This window comes from Ramlibacter sp. (assembly GCF_028292805.1).
Taxonomy (GTDB): domain Bacteria; phylum Pseudomonadota; class Gammaproteobacteria; order Burkholderiales; family Burkholderiaceae_C; genus Ramlibacter.
The window spans coordinates 1-17,343 of sequence record NZ_JAQGLS010000045.1; the positions used below are offsets into that span (position 1 = coordinate 1).

15 protein-coding genes and 2 pseudogenes are annotated in these 17,343 nt (G+C 66.3%); 3 read left to right on the forward strand and 14 right to left on the reverse strand.

Annotated features, from left to right (window positions below; all coding sequences use genetic code 11):
• Positions 1–830, forward strand: a pseudogene (locus JWP65_RS02165) (IS3 family transposase); the annotation flags it as partial.
• 50 nt (positions 831–880) lie between these two features.
• On the opposite strand, the gene JWP65_RS02170 reads toward JWP65_RS02165, so the two are convergent.
• A complete protein-coding gene (locus JWP65_RS02170; protein ID WP_299759906.1) occupies positions 881–1,744 on the reverse strand; it encodes a tripartite tricarboxylate transporter substrate binding protein in 864 nt (287 codons plus the stop codon).
• A 101-nt stretch (positions 1,745–1,845) separates the two neighbouring features.
• Positions 1,846–2,220, reverse strand: a complete 375-nt coding sequence (locus JWP65_RS02175; RefSeq protein ID WP_299759908.1) for a VOC family protein — start codon at positions 2,218–2,220, stop codon at positions 1,846–1,848.
• Positions 2,221–2,335: 115 nt separating this feature from the next.
• Here JWP65_RS02175 and JWP65_RS02180 point away from each other — a divergent pair, with 115 nt between their 5' ends.
• Positions 2,336–3,259 carry a LysR family transcriptional regulator gene (locus JWP65_RS02180; protein WP_299759910.1) on the forward strand — a complete coding sequence of 308 codons (924 nt, stop codon included), beginning with the start codon at positions 2,336–2,338 and terminating at the stop codon, positions 3,257–3,259.
• Between the two features lie 91 nt (positions 3,260–3,350).
• On the opposite strand, the gene JWP65_RS02185 is transcribed toward JWP65_RS02180, so the two are convergent.
• The 11 genes and pseudogenes from JWP65_RS02185 to JWP65_RS02235 form a co-directional block, all read right to left on the reverse strand.
• Positions 3,351–4,316, reverse strand: a complete 966-nt coding sequence (locus JWP65_RS02185; RefSeq protein ID WP_299759912.1) for a tripartite tricarboxylate transporter substrate binding protein — start codon at positions 4,314–4,316, stop codon at positions 3,351–3,353.
• A 63-nt stretch (positions 4,317–4,379) separates the two neighbouring features.
• Positions 4,380–5,357 carry a tripartite tricarboxylate transporter substrate binding protein gene (locus tag JWP65_RS02190; protein WP_299759914.1) on the reverse strand — a complete coding sequence of 326 codons (978 nt, stop codon included), beginning with the start codon at positions 5,355–5,357 and terminating at the stop codon, positions 4,380–4,382.
• Between the two features lie 130 nt (positions 5,358–5,487).
• Positions 5,488–5,624: pseudogene (locus JWP65_RS02195) on the reverse strand (ACT domain-containing protein); the annotation flags it as partial.
• A gap of 149 nt (positions 5,625–5,773) precedes the next feature.
• On the reverse strand, positions 5,774–6,745 hold the full coding sequence (locus JWP65_RS02200; RefSeq protein WP_299759916.1) for a tripartite tricarboxylate transporter substrate binding protein: 972 nt from the start codon (positions 6,743–6,745) through the stop codon (positions 5,774–5,776).
• Between the two features lie 29 nt (positions 6,746–6,774).
• Positions 6,775–8,529 carry a thiamine pyrophosphate-requiring protein gene (locus tag JWP65_RS02205; protein ID WP_299759918.1) on the reverse strand — a complete coding sequence of 585 codons (1,755 nt, stop codon included), beginning with the start codon at positions 8,527–8,529 and terminating at the stop codon, positions 6,775–6,777.
• 44 nt (positions 8,530–8,573) lie between these two features.
• Entirely contained in the window at positions 8,574–10,064 is a 1,491-nt protein-coding gene (locus JWP65_RS02210) for an aldehyde dehydrogenase family protein (protein ID WP_299759920.1), read from the reverse strand.
• Positions 10,065–10,134: 70 nt separating this feature from the next.
• On the reverse strand, positions 10,135–10,917 hold the full coding sequence (gene hpaH / locus JWP65_RS02215) for a 2-oxo-hept-4-ene-1,7-dioate hydratase (protein ID WP_299759922.1): 783 nt from the start codon (positions 10,915–10,917) through the stop codon (positions 10,135–10,137).
• Positions 10,914–11,870 carry a dioxygenase gene (locus JWP65_RS02220; RefSeq protein WP_299759924.1) on the reverse strand — a complete coding sequence of 319 codons (957 nt, stop codon included), beginning with the start codon at positions 11,868–11,870 and terminating at the stop codon, positions 10,914–10,916. Before JWP65_RS02220 ends, hpaH begins: the two co-directional genes overlap by 4 nt.
• A gap of 2 nt (positions 11,871–11,872) precedes the next feature.
• A complete protein-coding gene (locus JWP65_RS02225; protein ID WP_299759925.1) occupies positions 11,873–12,649 on the reverse strand; it encodes an SDR family NAD(P)-dependent oxidoreductase in 777 nt (258 codons plus the stop codon).
• Complete coding sequence (locus JWP65_RS02230) at positions 12,646–13,932, reverse strand: Rieske 2Fe-2S domain-containing protein (RefSeq protein ID WP_299759927.1); 1,287 nt, start codon at positions 13,930–13,932, stop codon at positions 12,646–12,648. The genes JWP65_RS02225 and JWP65_RS02230 overlap by 4 nt, the downstream gene beginning before the upstream one ends.
• Positions 13,933–13,986: 54 nt before the next feature.
• Complete coding sequence (locus JWP65_RS02235; RefSeq protein WP_299759929.1) at positions 13,987–14,769, reverse strand: IclR family transcriptional regulator; 783 nt, start codon at positions 14,767–14,769, stop codon at positions 13,987–13,989.
• A gap of 123 nt (positions 14,770–14,892) precedes the next feature.
• Here JWP65_RS02235 and JWP65_RS02240 point away from each other — a divergent pair, with 123 nt between their 5' ends.
• A complete protein-coding gene (locus tag JWP65_RS02240; RefSeq protein ID WP_299759931.1) occupies positions 14,893–15,876 on the forward strand; it encodes a tripartite tricarboxylate transporter substrate binding protein in 984 nt (327 codons plus the stop codon).
• A 502-nt stretch (positions 15,877–16,378) separates the two neighbouring features.
• On the opposite strand, the gene JWP65_RS02245 is transcribed toward JWP65_RS02240, so the two are convergent.
• On the reverse strand, positions 16,379–17,272 hold the full coding sequence (locus JWP65_RS02245; protein ID WP_299759933.1) for a LysR family transcriptional regulator: 894 nt from the start codon (positions 17,270–17,272) through the stop codon (positions 16,379–16,381).
• Positions 17,273–17,343 lie beyond the last annotated feature (71 nt).

Below are 17,343 nucleotides of genomic sequence, written 5' to 3' on the forward strand. Positions count from 1 at the left end.
TACTGGCGCCACGCAGCGCTGCTGCGCGAGCCGAACAAACGCTGTGCCCGAGCCCACCGCGATGAGGCCCTGGCGCCGCAGATTCAACGTGTCTGGCAGGCCAACATGCAAGTCTATGGCGCCGACAAGGTCTGGAAGCAGCTGGCACGCGAGGGAACCGTCGTGGCCCGCTGCACGGTGGAGCGGCTGATGCGGCGTCTGGGACTGCGCGGCGTGATGCGCGGCAAGGTCGTGAGGACCACCGTCAGCGACAGCAAGGCGCCGTGCCCGCTGGATCGGGTCAATCGGCAGTTCCGGGCCAAGCGGCCGAACCAGCTGTGGGTCAGCGACTTCACTTACGTTTCGACCTGGCAGGGCTGGCTGTACGTGGCGTTCGTCGTCGACGTGTTCGCTCGCCGCATCGTCGGCTGGCGCGTGAGCAGTTCGATGCGAACAGACTTCGTGCTGGATGCCCTGGAACAAGCCCTGTACGCCCGGCAGCCCGAGCGAGACGGTAGCCTCGTTTGCCACTCGGATCGCGGCTCGCAATACGTCAGCATCCGTTACACCGAGCGACTGGCAGAGGCGGGTATCGAGCCGTCGGTGGGCAGCAAGGGCGACTCCTACGATAACGCTCTGGCCGAGACCATCAACGGCCTCTACAAAGCCGAATTGATCCACCGCCGGGCGCCGTGGAAAACCAAGGAATCGGTGGAACTGGCCACGCTGGAATGGGTGTCCTGGTTTAACCACCATCGCTTGCTCGAACCCATCGGCTACATCCGCCGGCGCAGGCTGAGGCAAACTACTACCGGCAACTCGCCAGTCAGGCCACCTTGGTGGAGGTCTGACTTAAACCAACTGGCCTCCAAGGAGCCCGGGGCGATTCAGTTGCACTAGGCTACTCGATCTGCAGCTTCGCTTCCCGAACCACCCGAGCCCAGCGCTGCTGGTCCGCGCGGACCGTCTCGGCCAGCGCGGCGGACGTGCTGAACTGTGGTTCGTAGCCGGCCTTGCGCAGTGCCACCATGAATTCTGGTTGCGCAAGCACTTGCCCCGCGGCTTCGTTCAGACGCCGGATGACCGCCGCGGGAACGCGCGCCGGGGCGAAGACGCCGTACCAGGTCTCCCCTTGCACGTCGGGCAACCCGCTCTCGAGGAAGGTTGGGAGCTCGGGCATCAGCGACGAGCGTGCTGGGCTGAGGACGGCAATGCCTCGCAGCTTGCCGGAGCGGACCAGCTGCGCCGTGGCGGACACCGGCGCCATCACCATGTCAATCTGCCCTGAGACGGCATCGGCCATGGCCGGGCCGGTGCCCTTGTACGGCACATGCACAAGCCTCATCGTCCCGTTCAGGTTGAGGAGTTCACCGACCAGGTGAGGCGCCGTGCCGGTTCCGGGAGTGCCGAAGTTGAGAGGCCTGCGCTTCGAGAGCTCGATGAGCTCCGCCAGGTTGTTCGCGGGGAGCTTGGGGTTGACAGCCAGCCCTGTGCTTACCGCGCCAACCCGACTCACCGCCACCAGATCCGTGGCCGGGTCATAGGTGGTCTTCTTCTGGAGAAGGGGCTGTGTCACGATCGAGGAGTTCGCAAACAACAGGGTGTACCCGTCCGGCACTGCCCGCGTGACGAAGTCCGTGCCGATTGCACCGCCCGCGCCCGGTCGGTTGTCCACGATGACAGCTTGGCCAAGCACGGCGGATAGCTTTTCGGCGAAAGGGCGGACGATTGCGTCGAAGCCGCCCCCGGCGGCGAACGGGACCACCAGCCGAATGGTCCGGTCGGGATACCCCTGGGCCCACGCACAAGGCAGTGCCGAGGCGAGCGCGCCGCAAAGGAGGGTCCTGCGTCGGAGGGTGGGCATGTTCAAACCTTCCAGCCCTCTTCGGTGAGGTCGATGCGGTTGCCCACCGGGTCGAGCACGAACAGTTCGGTGAAGCGTCCGTCCTTGGGCAGCGCTTCCGCGCTCCTGCTGCCGCCCAGGTCCCCCGCAGTCGCGGCAACCCGTTGCATGTCGTCCACCTGGAAGCCGAAATGATGGAGGCCTTCGGGGCGTCCGCGCGTGGGGAGGATGGCGAGGTTGAGTTCGCCGTCGGACAGATAGATCGCCTCGCCAGCGCCCGCGCCGGGACCAAGAACCGGATGCCGGTGGACTTCCTTCATTTCGAAGGCGGTCTTGTAGAAATTCGCCAGCTTCGGCTGGTCGTCGGTGAGGATCGCGATGTGTCGGATGCGTGCCATGGAAGTCTCCTGAACGAAGCGCCGATTCTAGGAAGGGCGGTCGCGTCCCAGAAGCGCAAACTCGGAACGACACCTCTTCCGCTACAGAATACCTGGGCCACCGAGCCGTCCCTTCATGAAGAATCTCGATCTCACCACCCTCCAGCTGTTCGTTACCGTGTGCGACACGCGAAGCATCACGAAGGCGGCTGCCCAGGCCAACATCGTCGGGTCGGCCATCAGCAAGCGAATAGCCCAGCTTGAGGATTCCCTCGGCACGCCATTGCTGGAGCGCTGGCGGCATGGGGTCGTCCCTACGGCAGCAGGCGAAACCCTGCTCGAACACGCCCGCAGCATGTTCGCGAGCGTGGCCGGGATCGAGCGTGACATGGCGGCGTACGCGTCAGGCATCCGGGGGAAGGTCCGCATGCTGGTCTCGGCTTCGGCACTTGCCGGAACTCTCGCGACCGAGGTGTCACGGTTCCTGCAGGTCCCGGGCCACGCGGGCATCCAGCTGGACATCGAGGAGCGCAGCAGCACCGCGGTCGCGATCGGCGTCCGCGAAGGCAATGCCTCTGTTGGCATCTGCTGGGATGCCGTCGAGATGCATCAACTCCAGGCCCGCCTGTACCGTATGGATCGGCTGGCTATCGTCACGCCGGCAGTGCACCCCCTGGCACACCTGGCGGAGGTGTCTTTCGAACAGGCCCTGGATTTCGACCACGTCGGAATGCCCATGACCAGCGCCGTCAAGGCCGTTCTCCAGCGCGCTTCGGCACTGGAGGGAAAGCCGCTGGTGTACCGGGTCCTCGTCAACAGCTTCGAGGCCGCCCTCAAGGTGGTGGGCGCAAACCTGGCGGTGAGCGTGATGCCACGCCAGATCGCGGAGCCCGCCGCCCAGGCCTTGGGGGTGCGCGTAATTCCCTTGAGCAACCCCTGGGCACATCGGCGGATCGTGGTCTGCTACCGCGACGAGAGTTCCCTCTCCCAGCCAGCCAGGCTCCTGGTGGAGCATCTCGCAAGCGCAGGGGCGCAGAAAGAAGTGGCGCCCGGCAGCTGAAGGGCGCGGCCGGCGGTCCGGCACATACAGGCGCGACGTTGCAGCAGCGTGCGCCGCGGCGGCGACAGTCAGCTGCCTGCCTTCGACGCGATCATTGCGGCTGCACGCGCGCGATCCGGGCCATCTGGGCGTAGGAGGCGAGTTGGTCGGCAACGTACTTGCGGAACTCCTCGGATGTCCTGGTCGGGCTGACGTCGAAGCCGACCGCCGCGAATCTTGCGTGCGTGTCGCTGTCCGCGAGCACCGCGTACAGCTCGGCGGCCAGCTTGTCCACGATCGGTTTGGGCAGGCCGGCAGGTCCGAAGATTCCGTTCCACGGATTCAGGTCGAAGCCCGGCAGGGTATCGGCGAGCACGGGCACGTCCGGCAAGAGCGGGGAACGCTGCGCATTCGTCATTGCCAGCGGCCGCAGTTTGCCGCTGCGGATCGACGGCAAGCCCACCCCGAAATCGACAACGTACATGTCGAGGTGGCCTGCGAGCATGTCCGTCAGCGCCTGCGGCGCCGACTTGTAGGTGACACTGATCATCTCGGCTTGAGCCATCTTGGCGAGCGCCTCGGAGGCGAGCATAGAGGTGCTGTTGGAAGTCGCGAACGAGACTTTGCCGGGGTTGGCGCGTGCGTACTCGATCAGCTCACGGATGGTCTTCACCGGGAGCGACGGTCTCACCGTCACCACGAAGGGAAGGATGCCCGTGCGCCCGATCGGGGTGAAGTCGTTGATCGGGTGGTAGCGCAAGCTCTTGTACAGCGCGGGATTGACGGAGTGCGAGGTCGCGGTCGTCATGAGCAGGGTGTAGCCGTCCGGCGCTGCCTTCGCGGCATGCTCCACCCCGATCTGCGCGTTGGCGCCGGCACGGTTGTCGATGACGACCGGCTGCTTGAGCCGCTCTCCCAGCTTCTGTGCAACGACGCGGGCCACGGCATCGGTGCCACTGCCGGCCGCGAATGGCACCACCAGGGTGACGGGGCGGTCCGGGTAGGTCTGGGCGGCGGCGCCGGCGCCGGCGGCGGCGAGGAGCGCCGCAGCAAGGAGGTGAAGTACACGATGGAACATGGAGGATGGTGTCCGGCTCATGCCAGCAGGTTTGTGGTTCGATGGGTTGCAGTTGCCACGACGTCAGTCCGCCTTCGCCCCAGTCGCCTTGATCACCACACCCCAGCGCGGGATCTCCGCCTTGATCCAGCTGCCGAACTGCTCGGGGGTGGTGGCGACCACCTCGAACTCCATCTCCTGCAGCCTGCGGGTGATTTCCGGGGAGTTAAGGATCTTCACGATCTCGCGGTGGAAGCGGTCGATGATGGGCCGCGGTGTCCCCGCGGTGGTGAGAAAGCCGATCCACGAGGTCGCTTCAAAGTTCTTGTATCCCAGTTCGATCAGGGTCGGTACGTCCGGCGTGCTGGCAAAGCGCCTCGTGCCGCTGGAGGCCAGCAGCTTGAGCTTGCCTTCCTTGACGAACTGCTGCACGTTGCCTGGCACCAGGAACGCGGCATGCACATTGCCGGCGGCGAGGTCCATCACGGCGGGACCCGCGCCGCGGTAAGGGATGTGCGTGATGTGGACCTTCGCCGCCAGCTTCAGCATCTCCATGGTGAGGTGCGAGGCGCTGCCCACGGCCACCGAGGCGTACGAGAACTTGGCGGGCGCCGCCTTGGCTTTGGCGATCAGGTCCTCCACGCTGGTGATCCCGGAGTTGGCGTTGACCACCAGGTACTGCGGTGACTTTACCGCCAGGGTGATGGGCGCCAGGTCCTTGACCGGGTCGTAGGGCATCTTGTCGAACAGCGTGGCATTGATCGCCATCGGCCCGTTGTAGCCGATCAGCAGGGTGTGCCCGTCGGGTGCGGCCTTGGCCACAATGTCGGCGCCGATGTTGCCGCCTGCACCGGGCTTGTTCTCCACGATCACCGGTTGGCCGATCGCCTCCTGCAGCTTGGGTGCCACCAGTCGGGCCACCACGTCATTGGTGCTGCCCACGATGGGGACGATGATGCGCACGGGCCGGTTGGGCCCCCATTCCTGCGCCTGCGCGAAGGCGCCGGTGGACAAGGCTGCTGCGGCCAGGACAAGGGCTGCCCTGCGGTCGAAGATGTTCATGGTGCTTGGCTCCTGAGGCATTGCTCACAACGTGTAAAGGGGGCGTCCGCCGCGCGACAACTGCGGCGCCCCGTCTTCCCATGAAGGGTAGGCGCCCAGCATCTTGACCTGCGCCCCCTGCGGGGGCGCCCAGGGCAGCAGCGACTGCGGGGTCCATCCGATGCCCCACGACGTCGATGTAGAAGAGGTACTCCCACACGCCCCGCTTGGACGGGCGGGATTCGAAGCGTGCCATCGACACACGCCATGTTGATAGAACGGCTCCACGCCTTGTCGCCTTGCGGAAAGGATCAGCGATGTCGTGGACCTTGCGGCGGCTGGCTGGCGCGCTGCCGCCGAAAGCAATGGTGTCGTGCATCATGTCTCGCGCAAGGGGCGTGCCGCAGGAGTGTCCCGTCTTGCTGCGGCGCCCGAGATCATTCGGCCTTGATGTTCAGGCGCCTGACGACGGGGCCCCAACGGTCCATGTCGGTTCTGACGAGGCTGATGAACTCCTGTTGCGGCAGGTAAGAGGGCTCCAGTCCCTGTGTTTGCAGCGTCTTTTCGAATTGCGGGTCGTCGATGGCCCTGCTCGCCTCGTCGATCAGGCGTGCCTTCACCGCCGCGGGAACGCCCGAAGGCGCGACCAGCCCGAACCACAGCCCGACATCGAACCCGGGCAGGCCGGAGGCATCGGCGGTGGCCACGTTCGGCAGCGCCGGGCTGGCGCGCCTAGTCGAGACGGCGAGCAACCGCGCGCGGGCGGACCTGGCATGCGGCACGGCCTGCTGCACTGCCATGAACATGCAGTCCACTTCGCCGCTGATCGCCGCGGTCATGGCCCCCGCCACTCCCGAGTACGGCACGTGCAGCAGCCTGGCGCCCGTCATGTCCTGCAGCAGGGCGCCGGCCATGTGCTGGGGCGACCCGGTGCCTGCGGATGCAAAGGTCAGCGGTTTCTCGGACTTCTTCGCCAGCGCGATGAACGAGGCCAGGTCATGGGCTTCCAGCCCGGGCCGCACCGCGAGCACCATCGCCCCGCGCGCGACGAGACAAAGCGGCTCCAGGTCCTTCATCGGGTCGAAGCCCAGTTTGTAGAGGTGCGGGTTGATGGAAAACTGGTTGGGGACAATCCCGATGGTGTAGCCATCGGCCGGCGCCTTCGCCATCGCCTGGAAACCGATGTTGGCCGCCGCGCCCGGACGGTTCTCCACCACCAGCGGCTGGTTCAGCCTGGCACCCATGATCTGAGCCAGGCCGCGAGCGAGCACGTCCGGGCCGCTGCCGGGGGACGTGGGCACGATGAACTTGATGGGACGATCAGGGAACGGTGACTGCGCCCTGGACTGCGTTCCGACCAGCAGTCCGAGGGCCGCGGCCGTACAGAACTGGCGACGCGCTTGTTGCATGGTTTGTCTCCTTTGATTCTGGTGCGGGGTCAGACGCCCATCACATTCAGCAGGGCCACGCGCTTTTCTCGTTGAACCACGTCGAGGGCCCGACGCAACGCGGGCAGCAACTGCTCGCGGCTGGTGACGCGCTCCCCGTATCCGCCGGACGCTTCCGCATAGCGCTCGAAATCCGGCAGGGGCTTCAGCGATGCGATGGGTGCGGTTCCCCTTTCCTGCCGTTCCCTGGCGGCACTCTGGTTCGGGTACATCCCGGTGGCAGCCAGTTGCACGGCATCCCAGGCCTCGTTGTTGTAAACCACGATGAGCACCGGTAGCCCATGCATCGCCGCAGCCTGGTGGCACGCGGCGGGGTTGTTGAAGATGTACGCCCCGTCGCCGACGACGGCGATCACCATTTTGTCCGGCGCCGCCTGCTTCGCGCCCAGCGCCGCCGCGATGCCCCAGCCGAGGCCACCGGAAGACGGCAGCGAAAAGAAGGTACCGGGCTCGTCGAAGCTCAATGCTTCGCGCACCAGCGAGTACTCGTTGACCACCACGGCGTCGGAAGGTCGCACCTGCTCGAGGCAGTGCGACAGGAACAGCTTCGTGATCGGCCCACCTTGGGCGGCGTCGGAGGCGATGGTCGACTGCACGTGCTCGTCCCACTGGCGCGCCTCCTGCGCCAGCCGCTGCCTGCGCGCGGCCACCCGGCTGTCGCGGTCGACTCCCATGGCTTCGAGCTCGACCGCCAGAAGGTCGAGGAGCGCCCGAACCGAGGTGGTAATGGACAAGTCGGCGGGAAAGCTCCGCACGGGATAGTTCACGAACAGCGGGTCGACGCCCGCGTGGGCGATGAATGCCGTCTTGGTCGGCTGAGTCTGCCTGTGCACCCAGGGTACGTCGTTCTCGAGGAAGAGCAGGGCGTCCGCCTTCGGAAAGACACGCCCCAGCTCGTGCCCGAGGTGGAGTCGATGCGTGGACGGGGCGTTCATTTGGCGCGTCACCTTCGCCTCGGCGATGCCGATGGCGAACCGCTCGCACAGGCTGGCCAGGAGCGGGACCGTGCCGGGGTCGCTGCCGCTTAGCCCCGGCACGATGACGGGAAACTCGGCGGCCGCCAGGGCGTGTGCCAGCCGCCGCACTGCTGTGGCGTCCGGAAACGCTGCAGTGGGTGTCGCCGGAAATCGCCCGAAGCCTCCGATGGCCGGCGCACGGGCGAGCACCTCCCGCGGCAACGTCAGGTACACCGGGCCTTTCGGCTCGGCCATTGCGATGTTGAGCGCGCGGTCGACCACCTGCTCGACGTTGATTCCATCGCGCAGCTCGTATTCCCATTTCACGAACTCGCGCACCATGCCGGCTTGGTCGTACATCTCCTGCGCCCAGTGAATTTCGCTGGTGCGGCTGCCCGGGTAGCCGGATTCGAAAAGCGGTGTGCGGCCGGAGGTGAAGAACATCGGCGCGCGGGCGCGCGCCGCGTTCATCAGGGCGCAGACCGCGTTGGCGGTGCCCACGCTCACGTGCAACATCACGGCCTGCGGCTTGCCTGACACCATGTAGTAGCCGTGCGCCATGCCGACGGCGAGGTTCTCATGCACGGCCAAGACCGGCGTCGGGAACTGCAGGCCCGATGCCTGGGCCCGCGCATAGGCCTCGACGATCGGCGCGGTATCGGTGCCCGCGCCAACATAGAGAAAATCCACCCCGCGGTCCTTCAGGACTGCAAGGTAGTGCTCGGCGACTGTCGTCGCGGTGGAACTCGCGGCGCCGCCGCCGACTGCCCCTTGCTGTTCAACTCGCATGCTTTCCTTTTCGTTGCTTGATGGTGACCGCCCGGGCCGCCTGCCTAACGCGGGTAGTGCGGCGGGATCTTCGCGTCAACGTTGATCCATACGCTTTTCACCTGGGTGTACTCGCGCATGACTTCGAAGCCCATTTCACGCCCGTACCCGGACATGCCATTGCCGCCGAAGGGAGATGCCGGGTTCACTCGCTTGTAGCAGTTGACCCAGACCATTCCGCTGTGCAGTTCGCGGGCGAAGCGGTGCGCCCGTTGCAGGTCGCGCGTCCACAGGCCGCCACCGAGCCCGTACTCGGTGCCATTTGCGATCTCCAGCGCTTCCTCGTCGTTCCTGAAGGTCAGCACGGTCACGAACGGGCCGAACACTTCCTCCTGCGCGATGCGGTCTCGCCAGGAGGCTGCGCGCACGACGGTGGGCTCGACGTAGCAACCAGCGGCCAATTCGCCGCGGGGCGATCGGCCACCACTTAGCAATTCACCACCTTGGGACAGGGCGATCTCCACGTAGCCGAGCACCCGGTCACGATGCAGGGCGCTGGTCAGCGGCCCCATCTCGGTGTCCGGGTCAAGCGGGTTGCCCAGGCGGATGCTCCGGGCCAGCGCGATGAACTTCTCCAGGAACGCGTCGGCGATGCTTTCGTGCAACACCAGGCGCGAGCCCGCGATGCAGGCCTGGCCCTGGTTGTGGAAGCTGGCGAACGCTGCTCCATTCACGGCCGCGGTCAGGTCGGCGTCCTCGAAGACGATGTTGGCTCCTTTGCCGCCGAGTTCCAGTTGGACCTTCTTCAGGTTGCCCGCGCTCGCCTGGACAATCCGCCGGCCCGTTGCCGTGCTGCCAGTGAAGGAAATCTTGGCAATCCCAGGATGCTCCGCGATGGCCTGCCCCGCCACCGTTCCCAGGCCGGGCAGGACGTTCACTACGCCGGCGGGGATCCCTGCTTCGGCCAGCAGGGCGGCGATCAGCAAGGAGGACAGCGGCGTGAGTTCGGCCGGCTTCATGACGACGCAATTTCCGGCTGCCAACGCAGGGGCCAGTTTCCAGCCGGTGAACATCAGGGGGAAGTTCCACGGCACCACCTGCCCGACGACCCCCAATGGTTCTCGCAGGGTGTAGTTCAGGAAGCCCGCATCCACGGGAATCTGGTCGCCCTGTACCTTGTCGGCCATGCCTGCGAAGTAGCGGAACGTCATCGCGGTGCGCGGGACATCGATCAGGCGTGAGTCGCGGATCGGATGGCCGGTGTCGAGGGACTCCACCCGGGCGAGTTCCTCTGCCTGGCTCTCGATCAGGTCTGCTGCCTTGAGCAGGATACGGCCGCGTTCGGCGGCAGGCAGGTTGCGCCAGGCCGGAAAAGCGCGGTGCGCGGCCGCCACTGCCCGATCGACGTCGACCGCTCCTGCCATGGCGACGTCCACGAGCACCGAGTTGTCATGCGGGTTGATGCTGGCGAGTGTGTCGCCGTCTGCTGCATCCACGAATCGACCGTCGATGAACAACTGGTTGGGAAGGCCGGACGAGGTTCGGGGATTGCTCACGGGACTTGGGCCTGCTCTGGGGGGCCGTCTGAACGCGACCTGCGCGTGCGCAGCGCTCCGGATCGGCGAATCAGTAGAACGAGACGCCGATGGAACCGAGCGGCCCGAAGTCGGCGTGGATCACGTCCCCCGCTGCGACGTTGACCGGTCGCGTGAAGGAGCCGGCGAGCAGGATGTGGCCGGGCTGGAGCATGATGTCGTGCCGTGCCAGGCGGTTCGCCAGCCAGACGATGCCCATTGCAGGATGTCCCATGATGGCCGCGGAGACCCCTGACTCCTCGATGACGCCGTTCTTCGAAAGCGTGGCAGCGCACCAGCGCAAGTCGACGTCCATCGGGCGAACTGGACGTCCCCCGGTCACCATTCCGGCCGCGGCGGCGTTGTCCGCGATGGTGTCGACGATCGCGCGTGGCACCTCGGTCCTGTAGTCGATGATCTCCAGCGCCGGCGTCACATACGCTGTGGCGTCGAGTACGTCGTAGATCGTCACGTTCTTGCCACCGACCTGCTTGCCAAGCACGAACGCAAGCTCCACTTCCAGGCGTGGCGCCGAGAAACGCGCCACGGGAATGCGCGCGCCGTCGGCGTAGGTCATGTCATCGAGCAGCACGCCGTAGTCGGGCTCGGTCATCTTCGATGCCTGCTGCATCGCGCGGGAAGTCAGGCCGATCTTGTGGCCGATCACGCGCGCGCCGGCCTGCACCCGTTTCTCCGCCCACATTTGCTGGACCACGTACGAGTCCTCGATTTCCATCGCCGGCCAGGTTTTGCTCACTTGCGCAATGGGCTGGCAGTTGCGCCCTGCTTCGAACAGGGCGTCAGCGGCCTGTCGCCGCTCTTGCTGGCTGATCACGAGAGTTCTCCTTGGGTCGTTCTTTCGAGCACCACGAGCGGGGGCCGCGGGCCCTGCGTCTTGGCGGTGATGGGCGGGGGCGGCAGGGCGGCCTCACCCGGGGTGACCACGAAGCGATGCTCGAGGGAATACCAGGGGCCGGCGATGCTCGCGTCGGGTGCCGGTTGGTCCTCGTGGAGCACGTACTCTCCGACCAGCGCCTGCGTCACCCCGAACTGCACGTCCGTTGTGAGGTGCGGATCGTCGCTCGAATACAGCTGCGAAAACTGCGTCTTGTAGCCGGGCTTGTGGATCAGGAAATGGATGTGCGCCGGCCGCATGTTGTGCCGGCCCTGGGCGCGAATCAGCGCGCCGACGGGACCGTCCACGGGGATCGGGTAGCCGGACGGCTTGACCGTGCGGAACTCGATGCAACCGTGCGCGTCGGTCATGAACTTGCCACGCAGGTTCATGTCGGCTTGCTGCGGATCCTGGTTCTCGTAGTAGCCGTCCCCGGACGCCTGCCAGATGTCCACCTCCGCGCGGGCGACCGGTTGATCGGCTTCGTCGCGCACCCAGGCCTTCACGAACACCGGATAGCCGGGGGTGGGCGAGCGCACGATGGACCCGCCATGGGGCGTCAGGGGCGATCCCTGGCGCCAGAACGGGCCCATCAGGTTGGCGGTCGTCTCGCCCATGCTGCCGCCGTTGTTCAACAGGCAAACCAGCGCCGAAACGCCGAGCGATCCGGCAGCCAGTACCACCTCGTTGTGCGAGGGCGTCGTCAGCTGGCCGCACTTGGCGATCACTGCGCAGATCTGCCGAAATTCGGCCTCGGTCAGCTCGGTGTCCCGCACGAAGTCGTGCAGGTGCTGAACGGCTGCGGACAGCACGCGCCGCAGCCGCGGATCGGGGGTGCGTGCCACTTCGGCGAGCACGGCGCGGGTGAGGTCCGCCTGGTTCTGGATGATCATGGTTACTTGATGTGCAAGCCGCCGTCGACCACCAGGGTGGTGCCGGTGATGAACGAGGCCTCGTCGCAAGCCATCCAGAGGATGGGGTGCGCGATCTCGACGGGGTCGGCCCAGCGCCCGAGCAGGGAGGTGTCCTGCCGCTGGTCCTTCAACGCCTCGACGCTCTTGCCGGCGGCTTTCGTCCGGTTGACGTGAAACTCCGTGAGGGTGGAACCGGGACACACCACGTTCACCCGGATGCCGTGGGCGGCCTCCTCGAACGCCAGGGTGCGGGTCATCGCGATGATGGCCGCCTTGGTGGCGTCATAGAGGGCCATCCCCTTTCGACCCTTGACGGCGTAGCAGGACGACACGTTGACGATCGCCCCTTTACCCGACTGCCGCAAGGCGGGCAGGGCCGCGCGGCAGAAGTTCGCGTTGCCGATCATGTTGACGTTCACGACGGCCTGCCACTCTTCGGGGCTTGCGTCCGCGAAGGTTGCGTAGTTGCGCATTGCAGCGTTGTTCACCAGGATGTCGATGCGACGGAAAGCTGCCAGGCACTCGCTTGCCGCAGCGACGGCAGTCGCCGGGTCGGCCACGTTGGCCGCCATGACCCTGACCTTCGCTTCCGGCGTGCGCTCGGCGATGGCGGCCGCCGTACGCTCGAGGGCGCCGGCGTCCATGTCGACCAGCACCACATGGGCGCCCTCGGCGCAGAACAGGGCGGCGGTGGCAGCCCCGATGCCGCCGCCGCCGCCCGTGAGCAGGGCGACCTTCCCTGCCAGGCGGCCGCTCACAGCGAGTACACCGGCTGGTTCTCGCCGTAGACCAGGTGCGACTTGGCCCACTCCTGCGGCCTCTGCTCCCGCGGCAGCAGGACGCCCGCGGAGCGCACGCGCTGCGCGGCGGACTCGGTGGCCGGCGGCTCCTGGCCTTGCTCGAGGCCGACCGTTGCTTCGAAAAGCATGCGTCGTGCCATGACGATGGCGCGGTCCGAAGGCAACAGCTTTTCGACCTCGTGGTCCTGAATCGGCCCCATGCTTTCCTGCAGCGAGGCGTCCTGGGCGGCGAAGCCGAACACGCCGCTGAACGAGCGCCCCTCCTTCTGCGCCTGGCGGTCGATCAGGTAGTCGTTGCCCTTGTTGGCCTTGGGCCGCCAGGTCCCGCCGGGCACATTGGTGCCGGGCTCGTACTCGCAGTGAACGCCCTTGCCCTCTTCGAGGTGGTGGCGCTCCTCGGCCGACAGCGGCTGGTCCGGGCGGAAGTTGATGCTCCACGCCCAGCAGTGGTGGTCGTCGATCGGCACCCACACGTGGCCGCCGAGGGCGTGGTCGCCGAACGGCGGAATCAGGTTGTACCAGGGGAAGATCCACTGGGTGACGCGCCAGTAGTAGGAGTCGGGTTCGCCCATGCGCCGGCCGAACAGCGTCAGCCCGCCGTCGTGACGCTCGACCTCGAAGGTGACGTTGCCGTCCTTCTTGATGTAGTCGTTGGCCTTGGTGCCCTGGTGGAAGGGATCGTTGTCGACCTCGAACTTGTGCACGAAGGAGACGTGGCTGGTGTCGATGCCGCCTTCCATGGCCTGCAGGTAGTTGCATTCCTGCAGCCGCTTGGACACGAAGACATGGCTGTCCGGCAGGTTGGCCCACTCGACGCCGGGCGGGCCCGGCTGCTTGTCCTTGGGCCCCATGTAGGCCCAGACGATGCCGGCGCGCTCGATGCACGGGTAGCCGGTGATGGACATCTTTTCGCAGACCTGGGGCGCCTGGGGCACGTCGACGCACTTGCCGTGGATGTCGAACTTGAGCCCGTGGTAGCTGCAGCGCACGCCATTGGCTTCGTTGCGGCCGAAATAGAGCGACACGCCACGATGCGAACAGAACTCGCTGATCAGGCCCACCCGGCCTTCGCTGTCCCGGAACGCAAGCAGCTTCTCGCCGAGGATCTGCACCCGGACCTGCGGTCCGTCTGGCTCGGCGACTTCACGCGAAAGCAGGATTGGAATCCAGTAGCGGCGCAGCAGATTGCCGGTCGCAGTTGCCGGGCCCGTGCGCACGAGCGTCTTCATCATGTCTTTCATGGCTTGTCCGTTGTGCGGTGATGGTGTCCATTGTACGAACTGCGAAACGGAAGGTCAAGAAAGGGGAACGCCTCCCAGGCTGACGGTGAGGTGGTCCGCCATGGTCCGCAGCACCTTGCCGAAGTCATGCACGCGAGCCTCCGTCAGGCGCACATCGGGACCGAAGACACCCAGGGAGCCCGCGACGGTCCCGCTGGTGTCGAAAAAGGGTGCCGCAACCGCATAGGCCCCCTGGATCAGCTCGTTGTGGCCCATGGCGTAACCGCGTTCCCTGGTGATGGTCAGTTGGTCGCGCAGCCAAGCCAGGTCGGTGTTCGTGCCGGCTGCGAAGGCGTCCAGTTGCCCTGGTTGCAGTGGGGTGAACGCCAGGATCGCGCGGCCGCTGGCACCCCGCACCAGCTTCTCGCTGTAACCCACCCCACGCCGAAAACTGATGGGCTGGGGGCTTTGCATCTCGGCCACGCACAGGCGCATGTCACCCCGGGCGACGAACAGCGCGACGGTTTCGGCAGTGAAAGTCCATGCCTCCGTCATCACCGGCCGCGCCAGGGCGGTCAGATCGAGTGTGGTGCTCCAGGCGTGCGCCAGCCGCGCCACGGCGGGGCCCAGGCGAAAGCGCTGCGGCTCACCCGACGAAGTCACGAATCCCCGTTTCTCCAAGGTGTTGAGGAGCCGGTACAACGTCGGACGGGTCAGGCCCACACGCTTGACGAGGTCTGCAACCAACAGGTCGTGCTGCGCCGGCCCGAAGGCGGCGAGGATGTCCAAGGCTCGCTCCACCGCCCGCACGCCTTCGCCTGCCGAGGGGCTGGTTCTTTCGTCTGTGTCTTGATCCATGGGTTTTCGGGTTCGGGGGCGCACTGATTGACAGAGGCCCGATGTTGGCGAAAATAGAGACGACTGTCCATTGTCCGGACATCGGGTGCCGGCGATCGGCACCGCACAAATTAAGGAGACATCATGCACAAGCGGGCTTTCCTCAGCCGCGTCGCGGCCGCAGTCTGCGGCTCCTTCCTTGCTGTCGCAGCAACTGCGGCCTCGGCGCAAGAGTGGCCGGCGAAGCCGATTCGCATTCTCGTGAGTTTCGCCCCGGGCGGCTTGACGGATCTCATCGCGCGCGCGCTGCAGCCAAGGTTGCAGGAAGGCCTGGGCCAGCCCGTCGTGATCGAGAACCGCCCCGGCGCGGGCGGCACTCTCGCCGAGGGGCTGCTGGCCAAGGCGCCGGCCGACGGGTACACGATCCTGCTCAGCGCGGACAGCGTGCCGGCCAACCCTCACCTCGTGCAGAACCTGCCGTACGACACGTTCAGGGACCTGACGCCGGTCAGCATGCTGGCGCGCATCCCGCTCGTCCTGCTGGTGCCCAACACGGTGCCAGCCACGACCGTGAAGGAGTTCGTGTCGCATGCCAAGGCGGGCGGTGCGAAGGCGAGCTATGGCAGCCCCGGCATCGGCACGAGCAACCACCTCTACTTTGAAGTCTTCAAGGACCTGACCAGCACCGATCTTCCGCACGTCGCGTACAAGGGAGGCGGACCGGCCATGACCGACCTCATGGGCGGCCACATCCAGGCGCTGCTGATCTCGAGCACCCTGGCCGTCCCGCAGGCGGGGGCGGGCAAGGTCAAGGCGTTGGCGGTCACCAGCGACAAGCGCCTGGCGCAGTTGCCGAACGTCCCCACGTTCGCCGAAGCCGGCTTTCCCGACTTCAAGCCGCAGCAATGGACGGGCTTGTTCGTCCCGAGCGGCACGCCCGCGGCCATCGTTGCCCGGATCCATGCGGAGTTCGCCAGGGCGCTGAAGGCTCCCGACGTTCTCTCGCGACTGAACGACCTCAACGCGGAGCCGGTGATGAGTACACAAGGGGAATTCGCCAGCTATCTGCGGCGCGAGACCCAGACCCTGGGCCGACTCATCAAGGACCGGGGTATCACGGGGCAGTAGGCGGGGCGCGGCCGTCGGCTCCCCGCCGGGCGGGGTTGGGCAGCAATCCAGCCTCGGGCCCTTCACACCACCGCGCGCGCGTGCGCGCTGCCTCCGGCGCGGCGCGGCGCGTGGGCGTGGGCGTGGGCGTTTTACTGGCGGATGCAGATCCTCGCCCTTATCTTTCGGCGCCGCACTGAAGGCCGTCTTCAGCGCGCCGGCCCGCTAGCGTGCGGCATGCGATTTCGCTTAATTCACTTGCGGATGAATCTTCGGCCGAATGCAGACTGATCTGCCGGTTTTTCCGGACCAGTGACTTCTAGGAAGATGGCTCCAATTCGCAGAGGAGCTGTCGGTGGGAAATGGATGCACCGTCACGGTACCGTCCAGGCATGGGCTCGCGCTGGTGCAGGGACTGACATGTCCTCAGGTGTTGGTTGCCGTGCAGCCGGTGGTGCCCGCCGGCCCCACTTCGTCCATCGGCCGCAGCTGACGATCGCGCGGCCCGTCACGGCGTGCTGCCTTAACATGCGTCCGCCACCCGCTGGATCAGCTCGCGCAGCCAGCGGCTGCCGTTGTCGCGCAACTGGCGTTCGTGCCAATACTGCGTTACCGAGTACTCCGGCAGCCGAAACGGCGGAGGGTGCGCCCGCAGGCCGCATTCGCGCGCCATCACCAGGCCCGCTCGACCCGGCACGGTCGCCAGGTGGTCGGAGCCGGCGACCAGCTTGCCCATCATCATGAAGTTGGGAATCCGCACAACGACGCGCCGGCGAATTTCCTGCTGCTCCAGCGCGCGCTCGATGATCAGATGGGTGGTGCTGGACGAGACCACCACCACATGCCCTTCGGCGCGGAACTGCGCGAGCGACAGCCTGGTCCTGATGCGCGGGTGGTCGGAGCGGGACAGGCACACGAAGCCCTGCTTGAACAAGGCCTGCTGGAAGAAACCTTGCGGCATCTGCGGGGCCAGGCCCAGCGCCAGGTCGACGGAGCCGTTCTGCAGCAGTTCAGGGGTGCGGTCGCCGATGCTGCTGAACTCCACGCTGGAATGCGGCGCCTGCACCGAGAGCTGCTCGATCAGCAAGGGCCCCATGACGATCTGGCTGATGTCGGAGACGGCAATGCGAAAGGTGCGCTGCGTGGTGCCCGGATCAAAGCTGGTGCGGAAGTTGAGGGTCGCCTCCATCGAGGCGATGAGGGCGGAGACGTCCGGCCGGATGCCTTCCGCTTGCGGCGTCGGGCGCATCGTGTTGCCGACACGGACGAACAGCGGGTCGTCGTAGTGCCGCCGCAGCCGGCCCAAGGCCATGCTGATGGCCGGCTGGGTCAGGTCCAGTCTCTGGGCCGTGCGTGACAGGCTGCCGGTGCGAAAGATCTCCTCCAGCACCCGCAGGGTGTGCAGGTCCAGGTTCAAGGACGTTCGTTGTATCAAAACGATTGATTCAGGCAATAAGCCGCATTGTATTGGCTGATCCGGACAGTGTT

What these genes read in the sequence shown, in the direction of transcription:
- JWP65_RS02205 (WP_299759918.1), bottom strand. Translation starts at nt 8,529, where the DNA reads ATGCGAGTTGAACAGCAAGGGGCAGTCGGCGGCGGCGCCGCGAGTTCC.
- JWP65_RS02200 (WP_299759916.1), bottom strand. Translation starts at nt 6,745, where the DNA reads ATGCAACAAGCGCGTCGCCAGTTCTGTACGGCCGCGGCCCTCGGACTG.
- JWP65_RS02240 (WP_299759931.1), top strand. Translation starts at nt 14,893, where the DNA reads ATGCACAAGCGGGCTTTCCTCAGCCGCGTCGCGGCCGCAGTCTGCGGC.
- JWP65_RS02235 (WP_299759929.1), bottom strand. Translation starts at nt 14,769, where the DNA reads ATGGATCAAGACACAGACGAAAGAACCAGCCCCTCGGCAGGCGAAGGC.
- JWP65_RS02180 (WP_299759910.1), top strand. Translation starts at nt 2,336, where the DNA reads ATGAAGAATCTCGATCTCACCACCCTCCAGCTGTTCGTTACCGTGTGC.
- JWP65_RS02220 (WP_299759924.1), bottom strand. Translation starts at nt 11,870, where the DNA reads ATGATCATCCAGAACCAGGCGGACCTCACCCGCGCCGTGCTCGCCGAA.
- JWP65_RS02175 (WP_299759908.1), bottom strand. Translation starts at nt 2,220, where the DNA reads ATGGCACGCATCCGACACATCGCGATCCTCACCGACGACCAGCCGAAG.
- JWP65_RS02190 (WP_299759914.1), bottom strand. Translation starts at nt 5,357, where the DNA reads ATGAACATCTTCGACCGCAGGGCAGCCCTTGTCCTGGCCGCAGCAGCC.
- JWP65_RS02230 (WP_299759927.1), bottom strand. Translation starts at nt 13,932, where the DNA reads ATGAAAGACATGATGAAGACGCTCGTGCGCACGGGCCCGGCAACTGCG.
- JWP65_RS02185 (WP_299759912.1), bottom strand. Translation starts at nt 4,316, where the DNA reads ATGTTCCATCGTGTACTTCACCTCCTTGCTGCGGCGCTCCTCGCCGCC.